Origin of the sequence: Streptococcus sanguinis (assembly GCF_003943655.1) — a bacterium.
Taxonomy (GTDB): Bacteria; Bacillota; Bacilli; order Lactobacillales; family Streptococcaceae; genus Streptococcus; species Streptococcus sanguinis_F.
This window is the reverse complement of record NZ_RJMM01000002.1, coordinates 20,343-42,380: the sequence shown is the minus strand read 5'-3', so window position 1 is coordinate 42,380 and position 22,038 is coordinate 20,343. Positions and strand designations below refer to the sequence as shown.

The 22,038-nt window shown below is 41.2% G+C and carries 18 protein-coding genes, 1 other RNA gene and 1 pseudogene; 19 read left to right on the top strand and 1 reads right to left on the bottom strand.

Annotated features, from left to right (window positions below):
* Positions 1-121: 121 nt before the first annotated feature.
* The gene (gene gshAB, locus D8886_RS01530) at positions 122-2,374 is read right to left on the bottom strand and encodes a bifunctional glutamate--cysteine ligase GshA/glutathione synthetase GshB (protein ID WP_125434014.1); all 2,253 of its coding nucleotides are present in this window, start codon (positions 2,372-2,374) and stop codon (positions 122-124) included.
* 297 nt (positions 2,375-2,671) lie between these two features.
* Here gshAB and D8886_RS01525 point away from each other — a divergent pair, with 297 nt between their 5' ends.
* The 19 genes and pseudogenes from D8886_RS01525 (at position 2,672) to D8886_RS01430 (ending at position 21,917) form a co-directional block, all read left to right on the top strand.
* Positions 2,672-3,964 carry an adenylosuccinate synthase gene (locus tag D8886_RS01525; protein WP_125434013.1) on the top strand — a complete coding sequence of 431 codons (1,293 nt, stop codon included), beginning with the start codon at positions 2,672-2,674 and terminating at the stop codon, positions 3,962-3,964.
* Positions 3,965-4,208: 244 nt separating this feature from the next.
* Positions 4,209-4,679, top strand: coding sequence for a tRNA adenosine(34) deaminase TadA (gene tadA / locus D8886_RS01515; RefSeq protein ID WP_002902098.1), 471 nt, complete (start codon positions 4,209-4,211; stop codon positions 4,677-4,679).
* A 28-nt stretch (positions 4,680-4,707) separates the two neighbouring features.
* Positions 4,708-4,806, top strand: an RNA gene (gene ffs, locus D8886_RS01510) — signal recognition particle sRNA small type.
* Between the two features lie 394 nt (positions 4,807-5,200).
* A complete protein-coding gene (locus D8886_RS01505; protein ID WP_002893989.1) occupies positions 5,201-6,550 on the top strand; it encodes a glucose-6-phosphate isomerase in 1,350 nt (449 codons plus the stop codon).
* 184 nt (positions 6,551-6,734) lie between these two features.
* Entirely contained in the window at positions 6,735-7,535 is an 801-nt protein-coding gene (locus D8886_RS01500; protein WP_002893988.1) for an SDR family oxidoreductase, read from the top strand.
* Between the two features lie 62 nt (positions 7,536-7,597).
* Positions 7,598-9,424 carry a BglG family transcription antiterminator gene (locus tag D8886_RS01495; protein ID WP_125434091.1) on the top strand — a complete coding sequence of 609 codons (1,827 nt, stop codon included), beginning with the start codon at positions 7,598-7,600 and terminating at the stop codon, positions 9,422-9,424.
* Positions 9,424-9,921 (top strand): transcriptional regulator GutM, encoded by a 498-nt coding sequence (locus tag D8886_RS01490; RefSeq protein ID WP_002893984.1) that lies wholly within the window; start codon positions 9,424-9,426, stop codon positions 9,919-9,921. The genes D8886_RS01495 and D8886_RS01490 overlap by 1 nt, the downstream gene beginning before the upstream one ends.
* Positions 9,918-10,460, top strand: a complete 543-nt coding sequence (srlA, locus tag D8886_RS01485; RefSeq protein ID WP_002902103.1) for a PTS glucitol/sorbitol transporter subunit IIC — start codon at positions 9,918-9,920, stop codon at positions 10,458-10,460. The genes D8886_RS01490 and srlA overlap by 4 nt, the downstream gene beginning before the upstream one ends.
* A 16-nt stretch (positions 10,461-10,476) precedes the next feature.
* Positions 10,477-11,457, top strand: a complete 981-nt coding sequence (gene srlE / locus D8886_RS01480) for a PTS glucitol/sorbitol transporter subunit IIB (RefSeq protein ID WP_009660130.1) — start codon at positions 10,477-10,479, stop codon at positions 11,455-11,457.
* Positions 11,458-11,555: 98 nt separating this feature from the next.
* Positions 11,556-11,936, top strand: a complete 381-nt coding sequence (locus tag D8886_RS01475) for a PTS glucitol/sorbitol transporter subunit IIA (protein WP_002893979.1) — start codon at positions 11,556-11,558, stop codon at positions 11,934-11,936.
* Positions 11,937-12,258: 322 nt separating this feature from the next.
* The gene (locus D8886_RS01470) at positions 12,259-13,116 is read left to right on the top strand and encodes a hypothetical protein (RefSeq protein WP_125434012.1); all 858 of its coding nucleotides are present in this window, start codon (positions 12,259-12,261) and stop codon (positions 13,114-13,116) included.
* Positions 13,117-13,195: 79 nt separating this feature from the next.
* The gene (locus D8886_RS01465; protein ID WP_125434011.1) at positions 13,196-14,131 is read left to right on the top strand and encodes a hypothetical protein; all 936 of its coding nucleotides are present in this window, start codon (positions 13,196-13,198) and stop codon (positions 14,129-14,131) included.
* A 30-nt stretch (positions 14,132-14,161) separates the two neighbouring features.
* A complete protein-coding gene (locus D8886_RS01460) occupies positions 14,162-15,175 on the top strand; it encodes a hypothetical protein (protein ID WP_125434010.1) in 1,014 nt (337 codons plus the stop codon).
* 292 nt (positions 15,176-15,467) lie between these two features.
* Positions 15,468-16,144 (top strand): annotated as a pseudogene (locus D8886_RS01455) (response regulator transcription factor).
* Entirely contained in the window at positions 16,122-17,462 is a 1,341-nt protein-coding gene (locus D8886_RS01450) for a HAMP domain-containing sensor histidine kinase (protein WP_125434009.1), read from the top strand. Before D8886_RS01455 ends, D8886_RS01450 begins: the two are co-directional and overlap by 23 nt.
* 204 nt (positions 17,463-17,666) lie before the next feature.
* Positions 17,667-18,206 carry a PepSY domain-containing protein gene (locus tag D8886_RS01445; RefSeq protein WP_125434008.1) on the top strand — a complete coding sequence of 180 codons (540 nt, stop codon included), beginning with the start codon at positions 17,667-17,669 and terminating at the stop codon, positions 18,204-18,206.
* Positions 18,207-18,599: 393 nt separating this feature from the next.
* Complete coding sequence (locus tag D8886_RS01440) at positions 18,600-19,898, top strand: hypothetical protein (RefSeq protein WP_125434007.1); 1,299 nt, start codon at positions 18,600-18,602, stop codon at positions 19,896-19,898.
* A gap of 76 nt (positions 19,899-19,974) precedes the next feature.
* Positions 19,975-20,958 carry a hypothetical protein gene (locus D8886_RS01435; protein ID WP_125434006.1) on the top strand — a complete coding sequence of 328 codons (984 nt, stop codon included), beginning with the start codon at positions 19,975-19,977 and terminating at the stop codon, positions 20,956-20,958.
* Between the two features lie 74 nt (positions 20,959-21,032).
* Positions 21,033-21,917 carry a hypothetical protein gene (locus D8886_RS01430; RefSeq protein ID WP_185761219.1) on the top strand — a complete coding sequence of 295 codons (885 nt, stop codon included), beginning with the start codon at positions 21,033-21,035 and terminating at the stop codon, positions 21,915-21,917.
* The last annotated feature ends 121 nt before the right edge of the window (positions 21,918-22,038 follow it).

Genomic DNA, 22,038 nt, shown 5'->3' with positions numbered 1-22,038 from the left:
ATGATAAGCTTGGTTTTTCTGGTGCGATTTTATTTTATCGTGAAAGTAAGCTCGGCTTAAAGATTAGGAATCCTAACCTGCAAACAAAAATCGCAGGGAATGCCCTGCGATTCTTATGTTATCAGTCCATTTCTGGGAAAAGTTTTGCCAATATTTTAGGGGTGATGCTCTGTCCCGGTCCCTCAGCACAATAGGTGTGCATATACATAGAGGGGTTGAAGTTGAGCTCGATGCAGGTACAGTTGGGATTTTCCTCTGTGGAAATAGCAGAGCTGTCAGGGATGATTAGGTCGACGCCACAAGCCCAAGCTCCCATAGCTCGTGCCATGTCCGCAGCGAGTTCCTTGTAGGATGAGTGCATGCTGTCTGTGACATCAATCGAGTCTCCGCCGGTAGAAATGTTGGAATTGCGCCGCAAGTCAACCTTAACTCCAGCAGGCAGGATATCGTCGGGGCCATAGCCTTGCTGGTCCAGCATGAGCAGTTCAATGTCCCCCAGTTCAATGATTTCGAGTGGTGAACGATGGTCTCGCCCGCGCAGCGGATTGTCGTTTTTGATGGCAACCAATTCTCTCACGGTATGCTGACCGTCTCCGATGACATTAGCTGCCACGCGCAAGAGGACTGCCTCACACTGACCGTCTAAGACAAAGAAGCGGTACTCCGTTCCAGCGATAAATTCTTCGACTAAGACAGCAGCGTCTTCTGAAAAAGCGATCTCCAAAGCCTTGCGATAAGCTTCCAGACTAGCTGGTTCTTGGAAGATAGAGATGCCCAGTCCGAAGTTGGTTGACTTGGGTTTGACGACAATTTGTCGGTTCTTAATCAAAGGGTAATAGGCCAGTCCATCCTCTAGGGAAGAAAATTCTGCTCCAGCCGGAACAGGAAAGTCAGCTGCAGCCAAAATCTTTTTGGTGACGGTTTTATTGGCCATAGCCAGAGGGATGACATAGTTATCCTTGGAGGTCATATTGCCATTCTTGACATACTCCACATGGTGACCATGCCAAAGCTTGAGAAATTGGTCATTTTCATCTAAAATTTCGACATTAAGCCCCTTTTGAATAGCATCAAAGAGCAGCATCTGAGTGGACAGTTCCATATTTTCGTAGCCTTTGAGGGCATAAGGAGCTGTCCAAGCATAACGGTGATACTTCTCCGCTTTATCTAGTCCAAAGGCCATTAAGGAGTCCTGCTGGATATGATGCAGGAGCTGACCAGATAGGGTTAGCTGAGGATTCAGAAGTGCTTCTTTAAGTTGCTGAAGCAAGGTTTGGTAGTATGTCGGCAGTTCAAAATGCTGGATGAGCTCTTCCATGGCTTGGAGAAGGGCTGAACTGTCTGCTTCATCGGGCAGGGCAGTCAGCGGATGGCTACAAGCAATTTTTTGGTTCAAGTCGTGGGCAGCTTTTAATGCAGTATCAACATTTTCTACATCATCTAGCCAGAGCAGGCTCAGTAAAAAGAGATGGACAGTATCTAAGGTCTCTTGGCTAATGCCTAAATGGTCAAAAGGATTGAGGTCAAAGCAGCGGAATTCCAGATAAGTGATGCCTTGCTCCAGATAGGCACGATTGTGCTTCTGTCCACGGAAGCGAACGGCTGAGTAAAATTCCTTTTCAGCGCTGAGCTCGCCTGACTGAACGTAGTTTTCAATATCAGTTACATATTGCTCCAAAGAAGCGTAGGACACCTGAATATTCTCGTCATTGACATAACCATAGTCGCTGTTACGAAAAGAGCGGATAGGCTGGGGAATGTCCTGAATGTAGAAGCCAGCTTCTGCCAAAGGGGCTGCCCCGTAGAGATAGGTTAAAATCCAGCGGAAGCGCAGAAAGTTTCGAGCCAGCTTGAGATAGAGGTCATTTTTAAAGTCCTTGAGTGAATGGTAGGAGCTGACTTGAAAGAGAGAAGTGACCAGATCTTTTCCTAGCTCCATATTGTAGTGGATGCCAGAGATAGCCTGTAGTTTTTTGCCATATTTTTTCGCTAAGCCCTCTCGGTAGTGGCGCTCATAGTCGTTTTCCAGATGGGCGATGGCAATCTCTTCTTCCGTCAGCTGTGGTGGCATGGACAGAGGCCAGAGGCGTTCATTCTGGTCAATCGAGCGGCCAGCCACATCGCTGATAGCTCCCAGTAAGCGTCGTGCTTCCTTAGTCGAGTGAGCGATAGGTGTAATTAGTTCCAGTTGTTGCTCGCTGAAGTCTGTTTGGATGGTTGGGTGGAAATTGCGGGAACCCAGCTGACTCGGATGAGCAGTTTGAGCTAAGTGCCCGTCAGCTGTCACCCGCAGATTTTCCCTCTCCAGACCAAAGGTCGCTTGGAGAATGGGGCTTGCTGTATCCAGTTTCTGCAGTAATTGATTAATCGTCATCGTTTCACCGTCCTATGATAGTAATTTTAGTCTATTACAAACAGAAAAAGAAAACAAATTTTCGCTACGATTTTACAAAAATTCCGAACTTTTATTTTTAATAAACTAATAAATTTCAGAAAATACAGATTTTGTGAAAATTTAATTCGTTTTCAAAAGGGAAAAAGCAAATTAAGAATGGATCCCACCTTGAAAAATTGTTAAATTTTTCATATAATGAGGTATAAAACATAATCGCAGGTGAGATTCCTGCCTGCTTTTCAAGAAAGGAAGAGCTGCTTCAGCTCAGACAAAATTATGACATCAGTAGTTGTTGTAGGAACCCAGTGGGGAGATGAAGGAAAAGGGAAGATTACAGACTTCCTTTCAGCCAATGCCGAAGTGATTGCCCGCTATCAGGGTGGTGACAATGCCGGACACACTATCGTGATTGACGGCAAGAAGTACAAGCTGCACCTGATTCCGTCAGGGATTTTCTTTCCAGAAAAAATCTCTGTCATTGGAAATGGAATGGTGGTCAATCCCAAATCTCTGGTCAAAGAATTGAACTACCTGCATGAAGAGGGTGTGACGACGGATAACCTTCGTATCTCTGATCGAGCGCATGTCATCTTGCCTTACCATATCGAGCTGGATCGCCTGCAGGAAGAAGCAAAAGGTGACAATAAAATCGGGACGACAATCAAGGGAATCGGTCCTGCCTATATGGACAAGGCTGCTCGTGTCGGTATCCGCATTGCTGACCTTTTGGATAAAGATATTTTCAGAGAGCGCTTGGAGCGGAATCTAGCTGAGAAAAACCGCCTCTTTGAGAAATTGTACGATAGTACAGCAATCAGCTTTGATGATATTTTTGAAGAATACTATGAATATGGACAGCAAATCAAGCAGTATGTGACCGATACCTCTGTTATCCTCAACGATGCCCTGGATCAAGGCAAGCGAGTGCTCTTTGAAGGGGCTCAAGGGGTTATGCTGGATATTGACCAAGGGACTTATCCATTTGTAACTTCTTCTAATCCAGTTGCAGGGGGAGTCACCATCGGTTCCGGTGTTGGTCCGAGCAAGATTGACAAGGTAGTTGGTGTCTGCAAGGCCTACACCAGTCGGGTCGGAGATGGACCATTCCCAACAGAGCTTTTCGATGAAGTAGGTGACCGCATTCGTGATATCGGCCATGAATATGGCACTACCACTGGCCGTCCGCGTCGGGTAGGCTGGTTTGACTCGGTTGTTATGCGCCATAGCCGCCGTGTCTCAGGGATTACCAATCTTTCGCTTAACTCCATCGATGTTTTGAGCGGTCTGGATACAGTGAAAATCTGTGTAGCCTATGACTTGGATGGTCAGCGCATTGACCATTACCCAGCTAGTCTGGAACAGCTCAAGCGTTGCAAGCCGATTTACGAAGAGCTGCCAGGCTGGTCAGAGGACATCACCAGTGTCCGCAGTCTGGAAGACTTGCCAGAAAATGCCCGCAACTATGTTCGCCGAGTGAGTGAGTTGGTTGGTGTTCGTATTTCTACCTTCTCAGTCGGTCCTGGCCGCGAGCAGACAAACATCTTGGAAAGCGTCTGGTCAAATTTATAAAAAAGTCAGCACAAGGAAATTGCTTCTTGTGCTTTTTTGTAAGAAAATTTCATATTAAGACTCATTTAAGATATATATTTTATACTAACAGCATAAACAAAGACCTCCTAACTTTGTTTAAAAATCCTAAACTTTTTTCATAATAATCTCCTGAAAGTCACCCTAGTGGTGGCTTTTACTTTTTCTGAGAAGTGCGGCAGGCTTGTGGTATAATGGGATAGACGACTACAGATTTAGAAAGACAATGATGAATTATACGATTGAAGAAAAAGAAGCATTTATGCGGGAAGCTTTGAAGGAGGCGGAGATTGCCCTAGCTTATGATGAAATTCCCATCGGCTGTGTCTTGGTTAAAGAGGGAAAGATTATCGGCCGCGGTCACAATGCACGTGAGGAGCTGCAGCGGGCTGTTATGCATGCGGAAATAATGGCTATCGAAGAGGCGAATCGGCACGAAAATAGCTGGCGCTTGCTTGATACAACGCTTTTTGTGACCATTGAGCCCTGTGTCATGTGCAGCGGAGCGATCGGTCTAGCGCGCATTCCTCACGTTGTCTATGGAGCAGCAAATCAGAAATTTGGAGCAGCTGGCAGCCTTTATGATATTTTGACAGATGAGCGTCTGAATCATCGAGTAGAAGTGGAGACAGGTGTTCTCCAAGAAGAGTGCGCTCAAATTATGCAGGAATTTTTCAGACAGAGAAGGAAAAAATAAAATTAGCCAAAATCAAAAGTTTGTGTTATACTAATTAGTGGAGCAACAGTTTTGCGTGAAGCGGGTCAGGGGAGGAATCCAGCAGCCCTAAGCGAAGTAAGCTGTGTGCTCTTTTCTATTGCTCTTAACGAATCAACTCCGAAGAAGTTAGATGGGTATAGGTACATTGACGCAGTTTGAGCGAAGCGAGAACTAGGTTCCGAAATTAAATGAATCAAGCCTGAAAGGCGCAGATGGATATTGGAGCAGTAAATCAAGTTCGAACGGACCTGAAATGAATTCAGCTGACATCCAATCTTAAATAGAATATTGGGCTCTTTGTCAATCAAAAATATTCTTCTCAATATATGGCTAAAATTTGTTGACTTACGCAAACGATTGCTTTCAGTTATGTCCTAGGATTAGCTTATTTAGAAAAATAGTATAGAATAAAAAATGTAAACGTTTTAAAATAGTAAAAGCACTTGCTTATTTTTTCCTAAAGCGTTATCATAAAAGAAAAGAACAATTGGAGGATAAACATGACACATATTAAATTTGACTACTCAAAGGTATTAGATAAATTTGTAGCACCACATGAACTAGATTATATGCAGCCTCAAGTGACTGCAGCAGATTCTGCTCTGCGAAATGGTACAGGTCCTGGGGCAGAAATGACTGGCTGGTTGAACTTGCCTGAAGAATATGACAAAGATGAATTTGCTCGTATTCAAAAGGCTGCTGCTAAAATCCAATCTGATAGTGAGGTATTGATCGTAATCGGTATTGGTGGTTCCTATTTAGGAGCTCGTGCAGCTATTGATTTCTTGAATAATTCATTTGCAAACTTGCAAAGCAAAGAAGAACGCAAGGCACCTCAGATCCTCTATGCTGGAAACTCTATCTCTTCAAGCTATTTGGCTGATTTGGTAGACTATGTATCAGACAAAGATTTCTCTGTCAATGTTATTTCTAAGTCAGGAACAACAACAGAGCCTGCTATTGCTTTCCGTGTCTTCAAGGAACTCTTGGTTAAGAAGTATGGTCAGGAAGAAGCAAATAAACGGATTTATGCAACTACAGACCGCGCTAAAGGTGCAGTTAAGGTTGAAGCAGATGCTAATGGCTGGGATACTTTTGTAGTGCCTGATAGTGTAGGTGGTCGTTTTACAGTATTGACAGCAGTGGGACTCTTGCCAATCGCAGCTGCAGGGGCTGATATCAGCAAGTTGATGGAAGGAGCAAATGCTGCTCGCAAGGCTTATGCTTCTGATAAGTTGGCTGAAAATGAAGCATATCAATATGCAGTTGTACGCAATATCTTGTACCGTAAAGGTTATCTGACAGAAGTTCTAGCTAACTACGAACCATCTTTGCAATACTTCTCAGAATGGTGGAAGCAATTGGCTGGTGAGTCAGAAGGTAAAGACCAAAAAGGTATCTACCCAACTTCAGCCAACTTCTCAACAGACCTGCACTCTTTGGGGCAATTTATTCAAGAAGGAACTCGTATCCTCTTTGAAACAGTTATTCGTGTAGATAAGCCTCGCAAAAATGTGTTGATTCCTGAATTAGCAGAAGACTTGGATGGCCTTGGCTATCTGCAAGGAAAAGATGTTGACTTTGTCAATAAGAAAGCAACAGATGGAGTGCTGTTAGCTCACACAGACGGCGGAGTGCCAAATATGTTTGTGACCCTGCCTGAGCAAGATGAGTTCACTTTGGGCTATACTATTTACTTCTTTGAGTTAGCTATTGCTCTTTCTGGCTACCTGAATGGTATCAATCCATTTGACCAGCCAGGAGTTGAGGCTTATAAGAAAAACATGTTTGCTCTTCTTGGGAAACCAGGCTTTGAAGAGCTGGGTGCTGAGTTGAATGCACGCCTTTGATTCTCATATGCTCTGAGTTCATTTAGAATATAAAAAGATCCACAAGTTCATTTCTTGTGGATTTTTTAGTACAAGCCTCTTAATTAGTTTATTATTTTTTTGAACAGTGAAAAAAAGAGTGTCTTAATTCTTTTATGAAAGCGCTGTATAATTGCCTTGTAAATAAAATTTGAGAGGTATCAAAATGAATGATTGGTTAGACATAAAAGGCAAAACAGTTCTTGTGACGGGTGCGTCATCTGGGATTGGTAAGGCAATCGTTGAAGAATTGCTGGAATTAGGTGTCAATGTAGCGAATTTTGACCTTAGCGACAACGATTTGCGTCACCCGAATCTATTATTTGTAAAAGTTGATGTAACTTCTCGCTCTGAAGTAGAAGCAGGAGTCGCTAAAATAGTTGAAAGATTTGGCAATATTGATGCGGTAGTCAACAATGCAGGGATTAATGTCCCTAGATTATTAATCGATGCAGAAAATCCTAAAGGTCCTTACGAGTTGGACGATGAGACGTTCGAAAAAGTAACAATGATTAACCAAAAAGGTTTGTATTTGGTTAGTCAGGCAGTAGGACGTATTTTAGTGAAAAATGGGAAAGGTGTAATTGTGAACATGGCTTCAGAAGCAGGCTTGGAAGGTTCTGAAGGACAAAGTGCCTATGCTGCAACGAAAGCGGCAGTCTATAGTTACACTCGTTCATGGGCGAAAGAGCTTGGTAAACATGGTGTACGTGTGGTTGGAATTGCTCCAGGAATTATGGAAGCTACGGGTCTTCGAACTCTTTCTTATGAAGAAGCACTGGCATATACACGAGGAAAGACTGTAGAAGATATTCGAGCTGGTTATGCTTCAACTTCAACGACTCCATTGGGACGGAGTGGGAAACTACGGGAAGTAGCTGATCTTGTAGCGTTCTATATTTCAGACCGTTCTAGCTATATAACAGGTGTCACTACAAATATTGCCGGAGGTAAAACTCGCGGTTAAAACAATGAAGGTAGGGAAGAGAGTTGACCTTAGTAAATCGGTGGTATAATATTTTAGATAAAATGGTCTCGCAGCCAACTTATTCCTTGTTAGATATGCGCTCAGAACTGGATATTAGCTTGCAAACCTTGCAAAAGAGTATCCAACAATTAAATGATGTTTTGTCTCCTAATATCCAGATTATCGTACAAGATGATCAGTTAATGTTAGAAGTGTATGACTATACAGAGTTGGAAAGGATTTTATCTGGTAGTTTAAAACAGGAGAGTGACTTCAATTCTTCCAGTAAAAGAATTGCCTATTTGCTAAAACGTTTAATTGAGTCAACCTCCCCTCTTCTTATTGACGACTTGGCTGAGGAAGTAGGTGTTAGTAGAAGTACCCTTAATAAGGATTTAAAACAAGTAAAATCTTTGGCAGAGAGTTACTCTATCACTATTTCAGGAAAGCCCAACCGTGGGCTGGAGGTCTTGGGGAGCGAGCTGAATTTGCGCTTGCTCTATATTCACCAAGTGGCTCCTTACTTTGAAGGAAGGACACTCACTGAGGCAACATCTTCTTTTCTGGAGACGCTAGTTCAGGACTATAAAATCCCTAAAGAAACACAGGAACTCCTTCGAAAGACCATTTCAATTATGGTGGAGCGTATTCATACATCTAGAGTGTTGAATTGTCCTATTCCTTACTATAGGAATGATTTAACAGAGACACCTTTAGCTGAGAAATTAATCTATCATATTGAAATGACTTATAAGATTTCCCTCAGTCAGTTTGAGATAGACTTTTTGTGTTTTCCGTTTAATGTCCGTTTTATTGACACTTTAAGCAAGACATCTTATCAATCTGAACAGCTTGCAAAGATTTTTCAAGGGATTGTCAAGAAAGTCAAAGAAACAATGTTNGTTCACTTTGATGATGAAGAATTATTTGAAGAAATCAAATCTCATCTAGGCCCCTTAATCAATCGACTGATTTTCCATGTGCAAGCTAATGATATATTTCATGGCGAGGTTCAAACTCAATATCCTTTTGCTTTTGAAATGGCAAAAATAGCTGGAGAAGAACTATCTGCAATTTTTGGTTCTGAATTAGAATTATCCGAAATCGGATATCTGGCTTTGTATTTTGAAATGATTTTAAGAAAGCAAAATTCTGCTGTTAAGGGTTCTCGCAAGCAGATAGCTGTAGTTTGCACAACAGGAAGAGGAACAGCTGCGATGATTATTCAGCAACTCAGACGAGTCCTTGGAAATGATGTAGACATTACTCAGTATTCTGAAGAGGATTTTAATGTGGATTTGAATCAGGACTATTTCGCGATTTTTACGACAGTTCCTCTAAAATATAAAGATTCTAAATCTCCAGTCATTCAAGTTAATCATCTTTTTGATGATCAATGGCTGCAGGAAGAATGGCAGAGAGCCAATGCTTTTCATCAAAAAAATCTAGAAACAGTCAGCTTACGATTTCTTCGATTAAGCCCCCAAAAAACCTATCAGCAATACTTGCTAAATATGGTTGCAGAGTTAGGGAAACTTCAGATGATTGATGAAGGTTTTAGAGAACGGATAATTGATAGGGANAAAAAGCAATCAACCATTTTTGGTGGAGGAATTGCCTTCCCCCATACAATTAACCAGGGTTATGCAAAGACTATTTTAATGTTTGGAAAGCTTGAAGAACCTTATAAAAAAGGAGATGAATGGATTGAATTTATCTTTCTAGTCGCTATTCCCTCAGAAATTGAAACAAAAATGGAAAGTGAATTACTGGAATTGTATGATGATATTTTTAGAATTGCAGGAGAGCCTTCTTTAAAAGAAGCATTGAGGGCTGTAGAAACAGAGACTGAGTTTCTATCATTTTCTAAGAGCAAAGGAGTATTTTAATGAATTCGCTAATAATTTTCGCTGTATTTGTCATGGCAGCTTATATATTTCAAATGTTCCTCGGCTGGCAGCAACTAAAAGACTTCAATAAGACCTATACGATGCTCCGAAAACTGGGGCGCGTAGCGATTGGCAGGAAGTCCGGAAGAATAAAATCCGGTACGATTGTCATGTTCGCGGTTGATGAAAACGGTCGGGTTCTTAAAGCTAGCAAAATGCAAGGAGTCACAATCTTAGCGCGTTTTCAAAATATGGACGATTATGTTGGAGAAGACATCCATTATTTTGACAAGTATAATCCTCTTGTGAGAAAAGAAAATAAGTTGATGCAATCAGCCATAGAAGATGCTAGAAAAGTCTATCTTTGGCATGAGGCAGGTATTGAGAAAGAGACAAGTTCATCTGATTCTTTTCTGGGATTCGGCTTTTATGCGAATTACTTACAATTATCTATTAAACAGTTATTTAAAAAAAATAAGAAAAGGAGTTCCTTATGAATCACATTACAAAATTTGCAGAGAGTTTTATGAAACTCTTCCAATTAGGTGGAGAAACCTTTATTAGCTGGATGACAAATATTGTACCGCTTGTCTTAATGCTATTGATTGCAATGAATACCCTTATCGCTTTCTTGGGAGAAGAAAAGGTCAATTCCTTGGCTAAGATTTCTGCCAAAAATCCTGTTAGCCGTTATATGATTTTACCTTTCATTTCAGCCTTTATGCTGGGGAATCCGATGGCGATCAGTATGGGACGCTTCTTGCCAGAATATTATAAACCTAGTTTTGTAGCAGCTCAGATGCAGTTCTGCCATACTTCAAACGGGGTATTCCCGCATATCAATCCTGGGGAATTGTTTGTATGGATGGGAATTGCAACAGGAATTCAAACTTTAGGTTTAAGTCAAATGGACTTAGCCATTCGTTACATGCTTGTTGGGCTTGTCATGAACTTTGTAGGCGGTTGGGTAACCGATTTTACAACTGCTTATGTAGCAAAACAGCAAGGTGTTACCTTGAGTAAAACATTTGATTGATAGAAAGAGTGAAATTATGTCATATAAGAGTATAAAAGTTGTTAAAGGAAATGGCGGTTTCGGAGGACCTTTGGTCATTACCCCTAGTGAGGCTAAGCATAAATTTATCTATATCACTGGCGGCGGAGAAAAGCCAGATATTGTAGATAAAATTGCTGATTTGACCGGTATGGAAGCTGTTAATGGGTTTAAAACTTCTATCCCTGATGAGGAAATTGCTTTAGCAATCGTGGATTGCGGCGGTACTCTTCGCTGCGGTATTTATCCTAAAAAGGGGATCCCTACAATCAATATTGTCGCTACAGGGAAAAGTGGCCCTCTAGCACAATATATCACCGAGGAAATCTATGTGTCAGCAGTTGGCCTTAATCAAATTTCTGCTGCTAATGAAGACGAAAAAGCGACAACTGTGGTAACAGAAAAGCCAACTTACGATACTAGTAAAAAAATTACAGAGCAAAAAGCTGAAACAAGTATTGTAGCAAGAATTGGGATGGGCGCTGGGAAGGTCGTTGCGACTTTCAACCAGGCAGCTCGTGAAGCCATCCAAACAATGCTCAACACAATCATTCCTTTCATGGCCTTTGTTTCCTTGCTGATTGGGGTTATTCAAGGTTCAGGTGTTGGAAATTGGCTGGCAAAATTAATGGTTCCCCTAGCGGGGAACATCTGGGGACTCATTTTGATTGGCTTTATCTGTTCCTTGCCATTCCTATCTCCTTTGTTAGGCCCCGGAGCTGTTATCAGTCAGATTATCGGAACCTTAATTGGAGTCGAAATCGGAAAAGGGAATATTCCGCCCCAAATGGCTCTGCCAGCTATATTTGCTATCAACACTCAAAACGGTTGTGATTTCATTCCTGTAGCACTCGGTCTATCTGAAGCCAAGTCTGAAACAGTTGAGGTTGGTGTCCCTTCTGTGCTTTATTCACGCTTTCTCAATGGTGTTCCGCGGGTGCTAGTAGCTTGGATAGCTAGTATTGGTCTTTATCAATAGACCTTTGATAGATGCACGTAAACAAAGCAACTATTATGTTAAACTTATCTATAAGCATAAGTTTAAGACAAATTAGAGAAAGGATAAATAGGAATTAGATGAAGAAAATTTTTGAAGCTAAAGTAATTCAAGTGGGGCCTGAAGCTCAGAATATGATTCAAGATGCCAATATGCTCATTTTATTTGGAGAAGAAGCGCCGGAAGATTTAGCAGAGTATTGTTTTAAGATTGATAACAAAAATCTGCTAGGTTCAATACTAGAAGGCGGCAAGCTGGTGGTAGATAATCAGGAATATTCGATTAGTTCCGTGGGAAATGTAGTAGAAAAAAATTTAACTGGACTGGGCCATATCACGATTTCTTTTGATGGTTCAAAAGAGGGGAGCCTTCCTGGTACACTCCATGTCGCAGCAGACCAAGCAGTAGTAATTGAAAAAGGCTCTACCATTCAGATTTTTGAAGTAGCTCAATTAGGATAAAATATCTAAATAAGAATACTAGAAAAATAAGAGTCTAAAAACTTGATTCAGAGCCTGGGCAAAAGTCCAGGCTTTTGNGTCTAAATTAGAAAAAATAGATGACGCAGTGGTTGATTGGCATCTTCCTTCGCTTTTTAAGCCCCAAAGATTGCCTGATCAACTGTGCGGGGGTGGGAAGACGAACTTTTTAACTTGTTTGAAGTTCTTTCCCACTCCCTTTTTGAGTGGAAGAATAATTTATGTTATAATATTGTAAAATTTGTCATTATTTTTCAATGTTTTCGCAATATGACAAATCAATAAAATTTATAAGGAGAAAACCATGTCAGATAAAGATGGACAAGGTCAAGTGCAAGGGGCTTGGCAAGAAAATCAACCTAGCCAGCCAATGCAAGGGAATTTCCAGCAGATTCAGCCGCAAGGATTGCCTGATAAGAAGGGCAATATCGGAAAAGTCATAGGACTTTCAATTTTTGCTCTCATAATTGGTCTTTTGATTGGCAGCGGTTCAGCTTATTTTATCGGCAAGCAGGCGCAGACAAATAAGGATATACAAAGGATTAAGCGTCTGAGTAAGGCTCAGGAAGAAGCCAAAGACAAGAGTGACAGCTTTACTACAGACGGGCAGTCGGTTCAGTTTAATTGGACATTGGAAGACTTGGGACGGTTGAGCTATACAAATGATGAGGGATTAGGTCTGACGGCTGATCAAATCATTGAAACTTATGGCTTGGCTAGTTCAGCAGAATATGATCGCAATCGTCTGTTACTCAGATGGGGCCCTTCTGTTAGGGACAAGGAGCAAAATATTTCTTTTCAATTTGATAAAGTTGACCAGAACTACTATCTGAGGCAAGTGGTAGTTGGAGATTCTTTTAAAGAATATAGAAAAGGGAAGGAAACGACAGATTGGAGCGTATTATCTCCCAAAGACCTTGAACGTTTGAAAGAAGGAGACAAGGAAACGGGTGAAGGAGGAACAGCTTTATCAGAGGTCCTGAAGAAGCATCCTGTTCCGTCAGAAATTGTCATCACAACCGAACGTGACGTAGATAATAAGATTATCTCCAACCGTCTGATTGCTGAGGTGACTTATAAAACAGAAGATGGTTATGAATACCTATTGTTTGTAGGCCAGCCAGATGGAAATTTCTTATATATAAAGTCAGAGGAAATGTAAGTTTTTAGTTATTTAGTTTATCTTTTGTGACTGACTGCTTTCAAAGCATTTCGTTATTAAAAGAGAACTGATAAGACTATTGGAAATAAACAAGAAAGAGGAAAGAAGATTGACAGAACAGCAAACACAGCATTCTTTTGAGCCTTCAAAGAATGCTCAGTCGCAAGAGGGATTCCCGCATCATTTTCAACCTCAGCAAGGCCATGTTTCAAGTCCGCAGGAACCAACCCCACCTTTGGCCAAGAATAAATCTTGGAAAGGAATCCTGATAGGCGGAGCCTTGCTCTCTCTTGGTCTTGGACTAATCGGAGGGGGAATCTGGGGCTATGGTATAGGAGTGGCGGATGTCATCAAAGGGGAATATCCTGTGCTGCATCCTTTGGCTGATGCCGGAGCATCAAAGAGAGATCAATCAGATCAGTACATTGACCCAGATACTACTGAATTCAAGTGGGATATTGATAGTTTGTCAGAGTTACGGTTCAATACTATTCAGACAGATACGAATGGTACTTCTGTGGAAGATATTCTCGATAAGCATGGCAAGGCCTTAAAAGAGGAGATCTCTAGCAAGAGTCTGGATTTAGAGTGGGGAACGTTTCAAACTTCTGATGATGAGGAAGAGTGGCCAATTTATTATACAGATCAAACCGCTTCTCTGCATTTCGAGAAGAAAAAAGATGGTTTCTATCTGAATAGCCTTCATATCTACAATATTCGCTTTGAAGGAAGCAAGCATAATGCTGAGGACGAAGCGATGGCGGCTGATTACTTTGAAAAACTGAAAAAAGGCGATGCAAAGACTGGTAAGGACGGCATTTCCTATAAGGAAGTTTTTAAGGAATATGGCAGTCCGAGGAGTATCTATATTCGTGTAGATGAAGATTTCAGTGAGGATACTAGTCAAACCATTATGGAGGCGGCTTATGATGCTCCTAATGATGGTACTTATAGGTTGTTCTTCGTTCAGCAGGAGGATGGAAACTATCTTTTGTCCGCTACTGCCAATAAATAAAATAGAACTCAAATAATAAAAGGAGAAACGATGTCAGAACAAAATAAACCGCAGGAACAATCTTTAGAAGGATTAGCTCCCTATCCACAGCAACCCCAGTCATCAGACCCAGGACAATTTGCGGCTAACTCAACAGAGGGGCAGCCTCTCCCAGTAGAAGGGGGCAGTCCTGAAATGCCGAATCCTAATCAAGATTTTGGTGTTCAGCAACCCATTTTTGATGCTCCTCAGCAGCAGATGCCTCAGCAGGATAATTGGGGAAATCCTGCTTTTCAAAAAGAAATTCCTCAGGGATTTAATCCAGCTGGTCAGAACTTTACCGGACCACAGCAAGCTGCAAACTTCGCTGGCCAGCCAAGTCCAGAGCCAAAGAAAAATAGTACGGGCAAGCTGATAGGATTTTTAGGAATAGGTCTGGCAGCGGGACTATTATTAGGAGGTCTTGGCGGCTATTTCCTAAATGATTTTATGGGTGGTGGAAGTGTGCCAAGTCTGTCTCGAAAGGGACATCAAAGTGATGTTGCTTCTTTTGTGGCTCCGTCAAAAGAGGATGTATATGAGTGGGAAGTGAAAGACCTTGAAAAGCTGAACATTGTTAGTGCGGATGATGAAGGATTGACCCCAGAACAAGTAGTCAAAGATTTTGGCTTGGCCAGCAGTGTGACGTTTCAGGAAGAAGGGCTCTCATTGTCTTGGTTACCTGACTCTAGTTATACCACTCTGACCTTTATGAAACACGAGGATGGCAGCTATCATCTTCAGGGTATGAGTATTATGCCCGGTAGTGACGACTATAATAAAAATGTATCTAGCCAGATTACAGAGAGCTTAAAGATGGGTGATGCGGAAACAGGCGAGGGCGGTTCTTCCTTTAAAGAAGTAATCAAGGAATACCCAGAATATCAACATATCTCAGTTTATGGGGATGGTGAATCAGAGCCGAAGATGCTTATAAACTATGAAACTTCTTCAAATAAGGAGATAACTTTGACTTTTATCCGTCAGGAAAACGGACAGTACCTATTGAGTAATCTTTCTAAATAGAATAAATGAATAGGAGTGCTTATCTTACAGCTGGTTGAGGCTTGTAGATCTGCGCTCTTTTTGTGACTCCAAGAAATTCGTAGTCAATTAATCTATCCTTGGCTTGTTGACCCTTGAACAGCAGCAGTTTTCCTTTCCCTGATTATATGTTACAATCGGAGGAGATGTAGCAGTATTATGCTAGACTTTCATCTAGCTGCTAGAAACTCAATTAGCTCAGTTTTTTTAGATGTGATTGCTATTCTTGTGATGGTTTTGAAAAACGAAAGACCAAGATTGGAAAGGAGTCCTGATGAAGTTATTGTTGGTGGAAGATGAAGCGGATCTGAATCGCAGTTTGACCAAGCTTCTCAAGAAAGAGCATTTTAGTGTGGACAGTGCTTTTGATGGAGAGGAAGCTCTGGAATTTTTGGAAATGGTGGACTATGACTTAATCATTCTAGATATTATGATCCTCGTATGGACGGCTTTGCCTTTCTGGAGAAGATCCGTCAGGCTGGAAAGCAGGTCGTCGTCTTGGTTTTGACGGCCCGTGACAGCTTGGAAGACAAGATTCGGGGCTTGGACTTGGGAGCAGATGATTATCTGGTCAAGCCTTTTGAGTTTGAGGAACTCTTGGCGCGGCTGCGGGCTCTTTTGCGGCGCCAGCAGCGTGAGTTGGTTAGCCAGAAGATTGATCTAGGTGATATCGTCTTGGATCTGACTAAAAAAGCTGTCCTGAAAGATGACCAGGTCTTGGAGCTGACAGCCAAGGAATATGAAGTGCTGGAATACCTAGCTCGCAATCAAGATCATATTCTGTCGCGGGAGCAGATTCGGGACCATGTCTGGGATTTTGACTATGAAGGAGAATCCAATATCATTGATGTTCTGATCAAAAATATTCGCCGCAAGATCGATCAGGACAAGAAGCAGTCCATTATTCACACCAAGAGGGGAGTAGGCTATGTTATCTGGAACTCGGAATAAGGAGAAAAAAGGCAGCATTGTTCTACGCATTACTCTTTGGTACAGCAGTTTTCTCTTTGTCTTTATTCTAGTGCTGCTGGGTCTGGCCTTTCTGTTATCCAGCAATCTGGCAGATGCAGCAGCCAAGCGGGAGCTGATTGAGTCAGCCACGGAAATAAGCCAGCAGCCCAGTGAGTACGAGGCTATGGATGATGGAATTTTTTATTCAATCTATGATAGTTCGGGAAACCTTGTCAGAAAAAGTCTGCCATCTGGCTTTGATGAGACTCTTCCTTTTAACCAATCTGTTGTAACGACGGCGACAGTTGATCAAAAGACCTATCTCTATTTTGACATTGAGATGAAAAATGGCGGTCAGTGGCTACGGGCGGTAACTCTGAGCAGTCATAGTAATCATGAATGGATTGATTATTTGACGTCCCTGGTCTTCATTTCCCCATTTCTATTAATCTTGATTATTGCTGGTGGTTGCTGGATTCTCAAAAAAGCCCTGAGGCCGGTAGATCAGCTATCTCAGACGGCATTAGAAATTCGCGAGAGCGGAGACTTTTCCAAGCGGCTGGCTCTGAAAGATAAGGATGATGAGCTGCATCGTCTGGGAAAGGCTTTTAATCTCATGCTGGATTCGCTGGAGACTTCCTTCCAGCGGGAAAAGCAGTTTAACCATGATGTCTCTCATGAGCTGCGGACACCGGTGGCGGTTGTTCTATCGGAGAGTGAGTATGGCCTTCGTTATGCAGAAAATCTGGATGAATCCAAGGAATCTTTTGAAATCATAAACCGTCAGACCAAGCGCATGAAGGAGATGATTAGCCATATCTTGGATCTGTCCAGGCTTGAGAATCAGCCAGCTCTCGTCAAAAAATCCCTGTCTCTGTCTGACTTACTGACGGATAAGATGACAGACTTCCAGAAGCTAAGTCAGGAGCGTGGGCTTGTTTTAGAAGCTTCCATAGATGAGGATTGCTGGATTGTTGCTGATGAGCTTCTGCTTCACCGTCTCTTGGATAATCTGATTAGCAATGCCTTGAAATTTACGAAGGACCGCATTGAGCTTTCCTTACGTAAGCTAGATGGCATTTGTCAGCTGACGGTGACAGATAATGGTGCTGGTATTGCTCCGTCTGAGACAGATAAAATCTGGAATCGGTTTTACCAAGTCGATCAAGCCAGAAATAAAAACAGTCGAGAGGGAAGCGGCCTAGGACTAGCCTTGGTTCGAAAAATCGCCGATTTGCACCAGGTCCAGATAGAGCTAATGTCAAAGCTTGGCCAGGGAAGTCGCTTTATCCTGACTTTCCAGCTGGAGAAGAAATAAAGATTTTTCGCATTATTTTTAAATTTCCTCAAAATTCATTTTAGATTCATTTAGTCCTTGTACAATATAAGTATCAAATGAATAACATTTGATAGCTCTCCCCTTTGAAATGAAAAGAATGGTCTAGGATGCATTAACTGGAACGGTGTTTTCCTCGCCTGATTTTGATTTCTAGGGTCAAGTTTTAGAAAGGAAGGACGAGCCATGAAAAAACTAAAAGGAATCTTATTAGCCGGTTTGGCAGTAGGAATTTTAGCAGGTGGAGCAGCAACTGTTGTTTCAGCGGATTCGTATAAGCAAGCTACTCGGATTCAGGCAGCAACCGTAACTCTTTCAGACGCTAAGGCGATTGCCTTGCAGACAGCTGGTTCAGGGAAAGTCGTTTCTATTGATTTAGACGGAAATAAAGCTGGTGCTGTATACTATGATGTAACAGTATTGGACGGCTTTACAGAAAAAGAGTACAAGATTGATGCTCGAACAGGAAGCATTCTCAAAGCCAAGGAAGAGCCAATTGATGACAATGAGGACATGCAACTGACTCAGACTAATGTGCAATTGACCTTTGAAGATGCTGAGAAGATCTTGCAGCAAAAATATCCTCAAGCCCATGTTTATGACGAAGAGCTGGATATTTGGGGCGGTCAGGTAGTCTACAAGGTAGAAGCTCTGAACGGTACGCAAAAGATCAAAATGACCATTGATGCCAACAGTGGGAACATTTTGAACGAAAGAATTAAATAATATTGTTGGTATATAGTTTGGAATTGCTTTGTTGGGCACGAACGAGAGTTCGTGCCTTTTTCCTTGTAGATTTAGAGCTAAACCTGTTCAAAATATGATATACTGGAACAAGACTGTCTTAGCGAAGAACTGCCTTTTCAGAGTCTTTAGGGAAAGTCTGAACTAAGATGTTAAAGGGACTATTCATTTTAAGTCTCATATCAGTTATTTTATTGCAAAATAATCTAAAGAGTAAATGATATTTTAAAAAAGTTATTGATACAGATATAGTATTTTTAGCTTATTGAAGAAAGAGAAGTTAGTGTCTGTCTTTCCGAGTAGTTCTATCGAAATGAATGACAAATGCTATCTTATTAATGCTGATTAGTTAAAAAAATATGATTGGGAGAATATATGGAAAAAAGAAATCTGGAAGCCTTAAGACGGGAACATAAATCAAAATTTAACAAGGTTCAGCCTAAAAGAGGGGGCGTCAATCATTCTGTATCCCCATCCAAAAAATCTGAAGAAGATAAATCTCAGGTTTTAGCTCAATCACAAATGACTGAGAAAAAATTAGTCGAAAACATTGAGTCCAATGAATCCTACTCTAATCCAGTAATTAATGTAAGCGACAAAGATAGTGGAGCTCAGTTCAGCTATCAGGATGTTTCAGAGACTCCAGACGGCTTGAGAACTGAAACAGAGATTAAACGAGTTTCAACGGCTGAGTCAGATGACTTCTTGCACCTGAGGGGGAGAGAGTTATCTCGCCTTATTTTTGCTTTAGAATCCTTGAAATCTAAGAAGAAAGAATCACTCTATTTTAAGGATGAAACTAGTCGTCCAGACTCAGAACTTGTATCTGAAGCAGAAGAGTATGAGCTTCGTCCGAGATTTAGTGCTGAGGAGCTCGCTAAAAAAGAAGAGAATGAGACTTTTTGGAAGGAAAATTCGGAGTCTTCTTCGGATAGTTCTATGGGTTGGAAACTTATGTGGGCGTTTTTCATGTTACTCATAGGACTAGGAGCTGCAGGGCTAGTTTCCTATCCGAGTTCTAAAACAAACAATATTTATAATGATTCTTTTGATATTTATCAGGGGGGAACGTCATCTAACAGCGAAAAGGATTTAACTTCTACCAATCGTTCAGAATTGATTGCTGGAGAAGAATATCAGTTTCATATTACTTATGATGATATCGCACTTTTGTTTGCGGATTTTAAAGGAACTGCCTCTCGTTTAACCGCAGACGAAGTGGTTGCTAAGTTAGGAAAAGCAAAATCTGGGAGGGAACATAACTATGATAATCAAATAATAACACTGAATTTAGATTATCCTGATATAGGATCAAATGCTTCGGTTTCAATTTCTTTTTCTAGTTACGGTAGTGTGGGAACGCCTAAATTAGATTCTCTGTTCAGTCATCATCTTAGCAGCAACAGTTTACCAAATCGAAATTCTCAATTAACTCGTCAAGATTTTTCTGGTATAGAGAAAGGGAAATCCTACCAAGAAGTTGTCGGTCAATTGGGATTGCCAGATAGTCTTTCTATCTATACAAATTACATATCTTCTAGCAAAGTATCTATTAGTTACGAGTTATCTGATGGCCAAATAGTTAATCTTTCTTTTGAAGTCTCTGATTCTCAAGATTATATATTAGAAAAAAGTCCTGGTTTAGAGGATGGAGCAGGAGAAACAAACACTTAGCGCTCGATGTAGAAGCTAATTTTGTTCAAGGTGCTAAAAACATAGAGTTTAAATAAAAAATACAATAGGAGAATGGATGAAAAAAAGAGATTTAGAGTCATTGAGACAACAGCACAAGGCTAAATTTACAGGAGGAAAATCGGCGTCAGCTAAGAAAGATCAGCGAGAACCTCAAATAAGCCCTGATATTGATGAAACGAAGGAAGAATCAGGACAGTTACTAACAGGAAATCAGAAATCTGAAACAAAAAATAATTGGAAGCAAGGGGAGTTTGTAGAGAAGCGAAGAAGAAATTTTAAGTGGGTCTGGAGAAGCGGGGCAATTCTTTTATTGATATTGGTGCTTATTTCTATTTTTCGGTATGTTTCTTCAAATAAGGGAAGCCAGGAACGCAACACCTATCAATCTAGTTGGTCTTCTAGCGAGGAAAGTGGGAGTGACTCTTTTTCGGAAACATCGTCTCGCTCATGGGAGGTTCCCGAGGATGAGACTTCTCAAGAAGCGACAGCTTATGTTGATAAGAAAGCGGCTAACTTCACTTGGACATTTGATGATGTTCTCGCTCTTCAAGCCTATTCATCTGAGCAGCAAGTAAGTGGACAAGACGCCCCGACTGCTGAGGAAATTATCGAACGGTTTGGGAAGGCAACTTCAGGAGGAGAGAATAACAACGGTAGCGATGATACACTTTATCTTTTTTATAGTGAATCAAGTGGACAACAAACAGCTAGCCTTTTGTTTAAAAAAATTGATGGCAAGTACCGACTGAGCACAATCCGTGGTAACCAACTGAGCAGCTCGCTTTACTCAAGTGGCTCAGAAACGCTGACTGAAGCAGATTTCCAGGACTTGAAAGCAGATGAGTTTGGTCAAGGTACCCACATTCAAGATGTGGTGTCTCGTTTTGGTTTGCCACAAATTATCAACAAGTCTGTAGACTATAAAGACAGAACGATTGTCTATCTCAAATATAAGCTGACGAATAAAAGCTATCTTTACTTAGACTTTGCCTTATCAAAGACAGGAGATTATCGACTGACTCGGAAGTATGTTTATTGATAAGAAGATTTTTGTTCTACGGTTTAGGATTATTTGTTTGAGGATGATATGATAGTTGGGGCATGAAGGAGAGAATGATGCCAAGAAAAGACTGGGAGAGTCTGCGCCAGAAGCGTCAAACTAAATTTCAACAGGGTCAGAAGAGAGCAGGAAAAGTTCAAGAGGAACAGGAACTGGTTATTACTGAAGCAGAGCGCGCGAAGAATAGGGTGGAAAACAAGAGTTCTACTCCGGTTGAGAGAGACGGGAAAGGAATTCTTGGACGCAAGCTTGTTAATAAACAAGTGTTGTGGTTATCAGTAGGTTTTTTGTCCATCATCTTGCTTTTGTCAGTTCCTTATTTGGTGGAACGGTTTGAATATTTCTCATCCCCTCAGAGAGTATTGGACGAATATGTGGATAAGGGGAACGACCATTTTGATTGGACTTATGAGGATATTAGTCAGCTTCGACTACAGAAAAAAAGTGATGTTGATGAGCGAAGCGGGTCTGGACTAACCCCCAAGGATATTGTTAAGAAATTTGGTAAAGCACAGTCAGGTAATTTGGCTCCTTTCATGAATCAGGGCGATGGACGTATGAGCCTCTTCTATTTTCGGGAAGAACCGCGGCAGCGTTTGTCTTTCTACTTTGAAAAAATAAATAATGAATATCAGTTGTCAGGTATTTATTCTTATAATCTTGCTAGTTCGCAGCATGCTCAAAGCCGAACGGATCTAAAAGAGGAAGATTTTGAACATCTTCTCCTTGGTAGAGAGTTTCACAATGAAGATGGAACTAGTTATCAGGAAATTTTAGAGAAGTTTGGTCTATCAAAATACATAGAAATTGATTCCGGTGGCGAGAGTGGTCAAAAGCTGAATATTCTCTATAAGTTGGAGAATGGGAAATATGTAAGTCTCTGGTTCACAGTTTCTCAGTCCGGTGATTATCTTCTTTACGAAAAACATATCACCTGATGTTAGCTATCTTGAGAGCAAAAGTTATCGATAGACAGTAGTCTGAGATTCTTATGAGTATTCATTATTGGGGAAACTGAAGATATCTGCTATTGTGCGACCAAGGTTCATTTTATTGAAT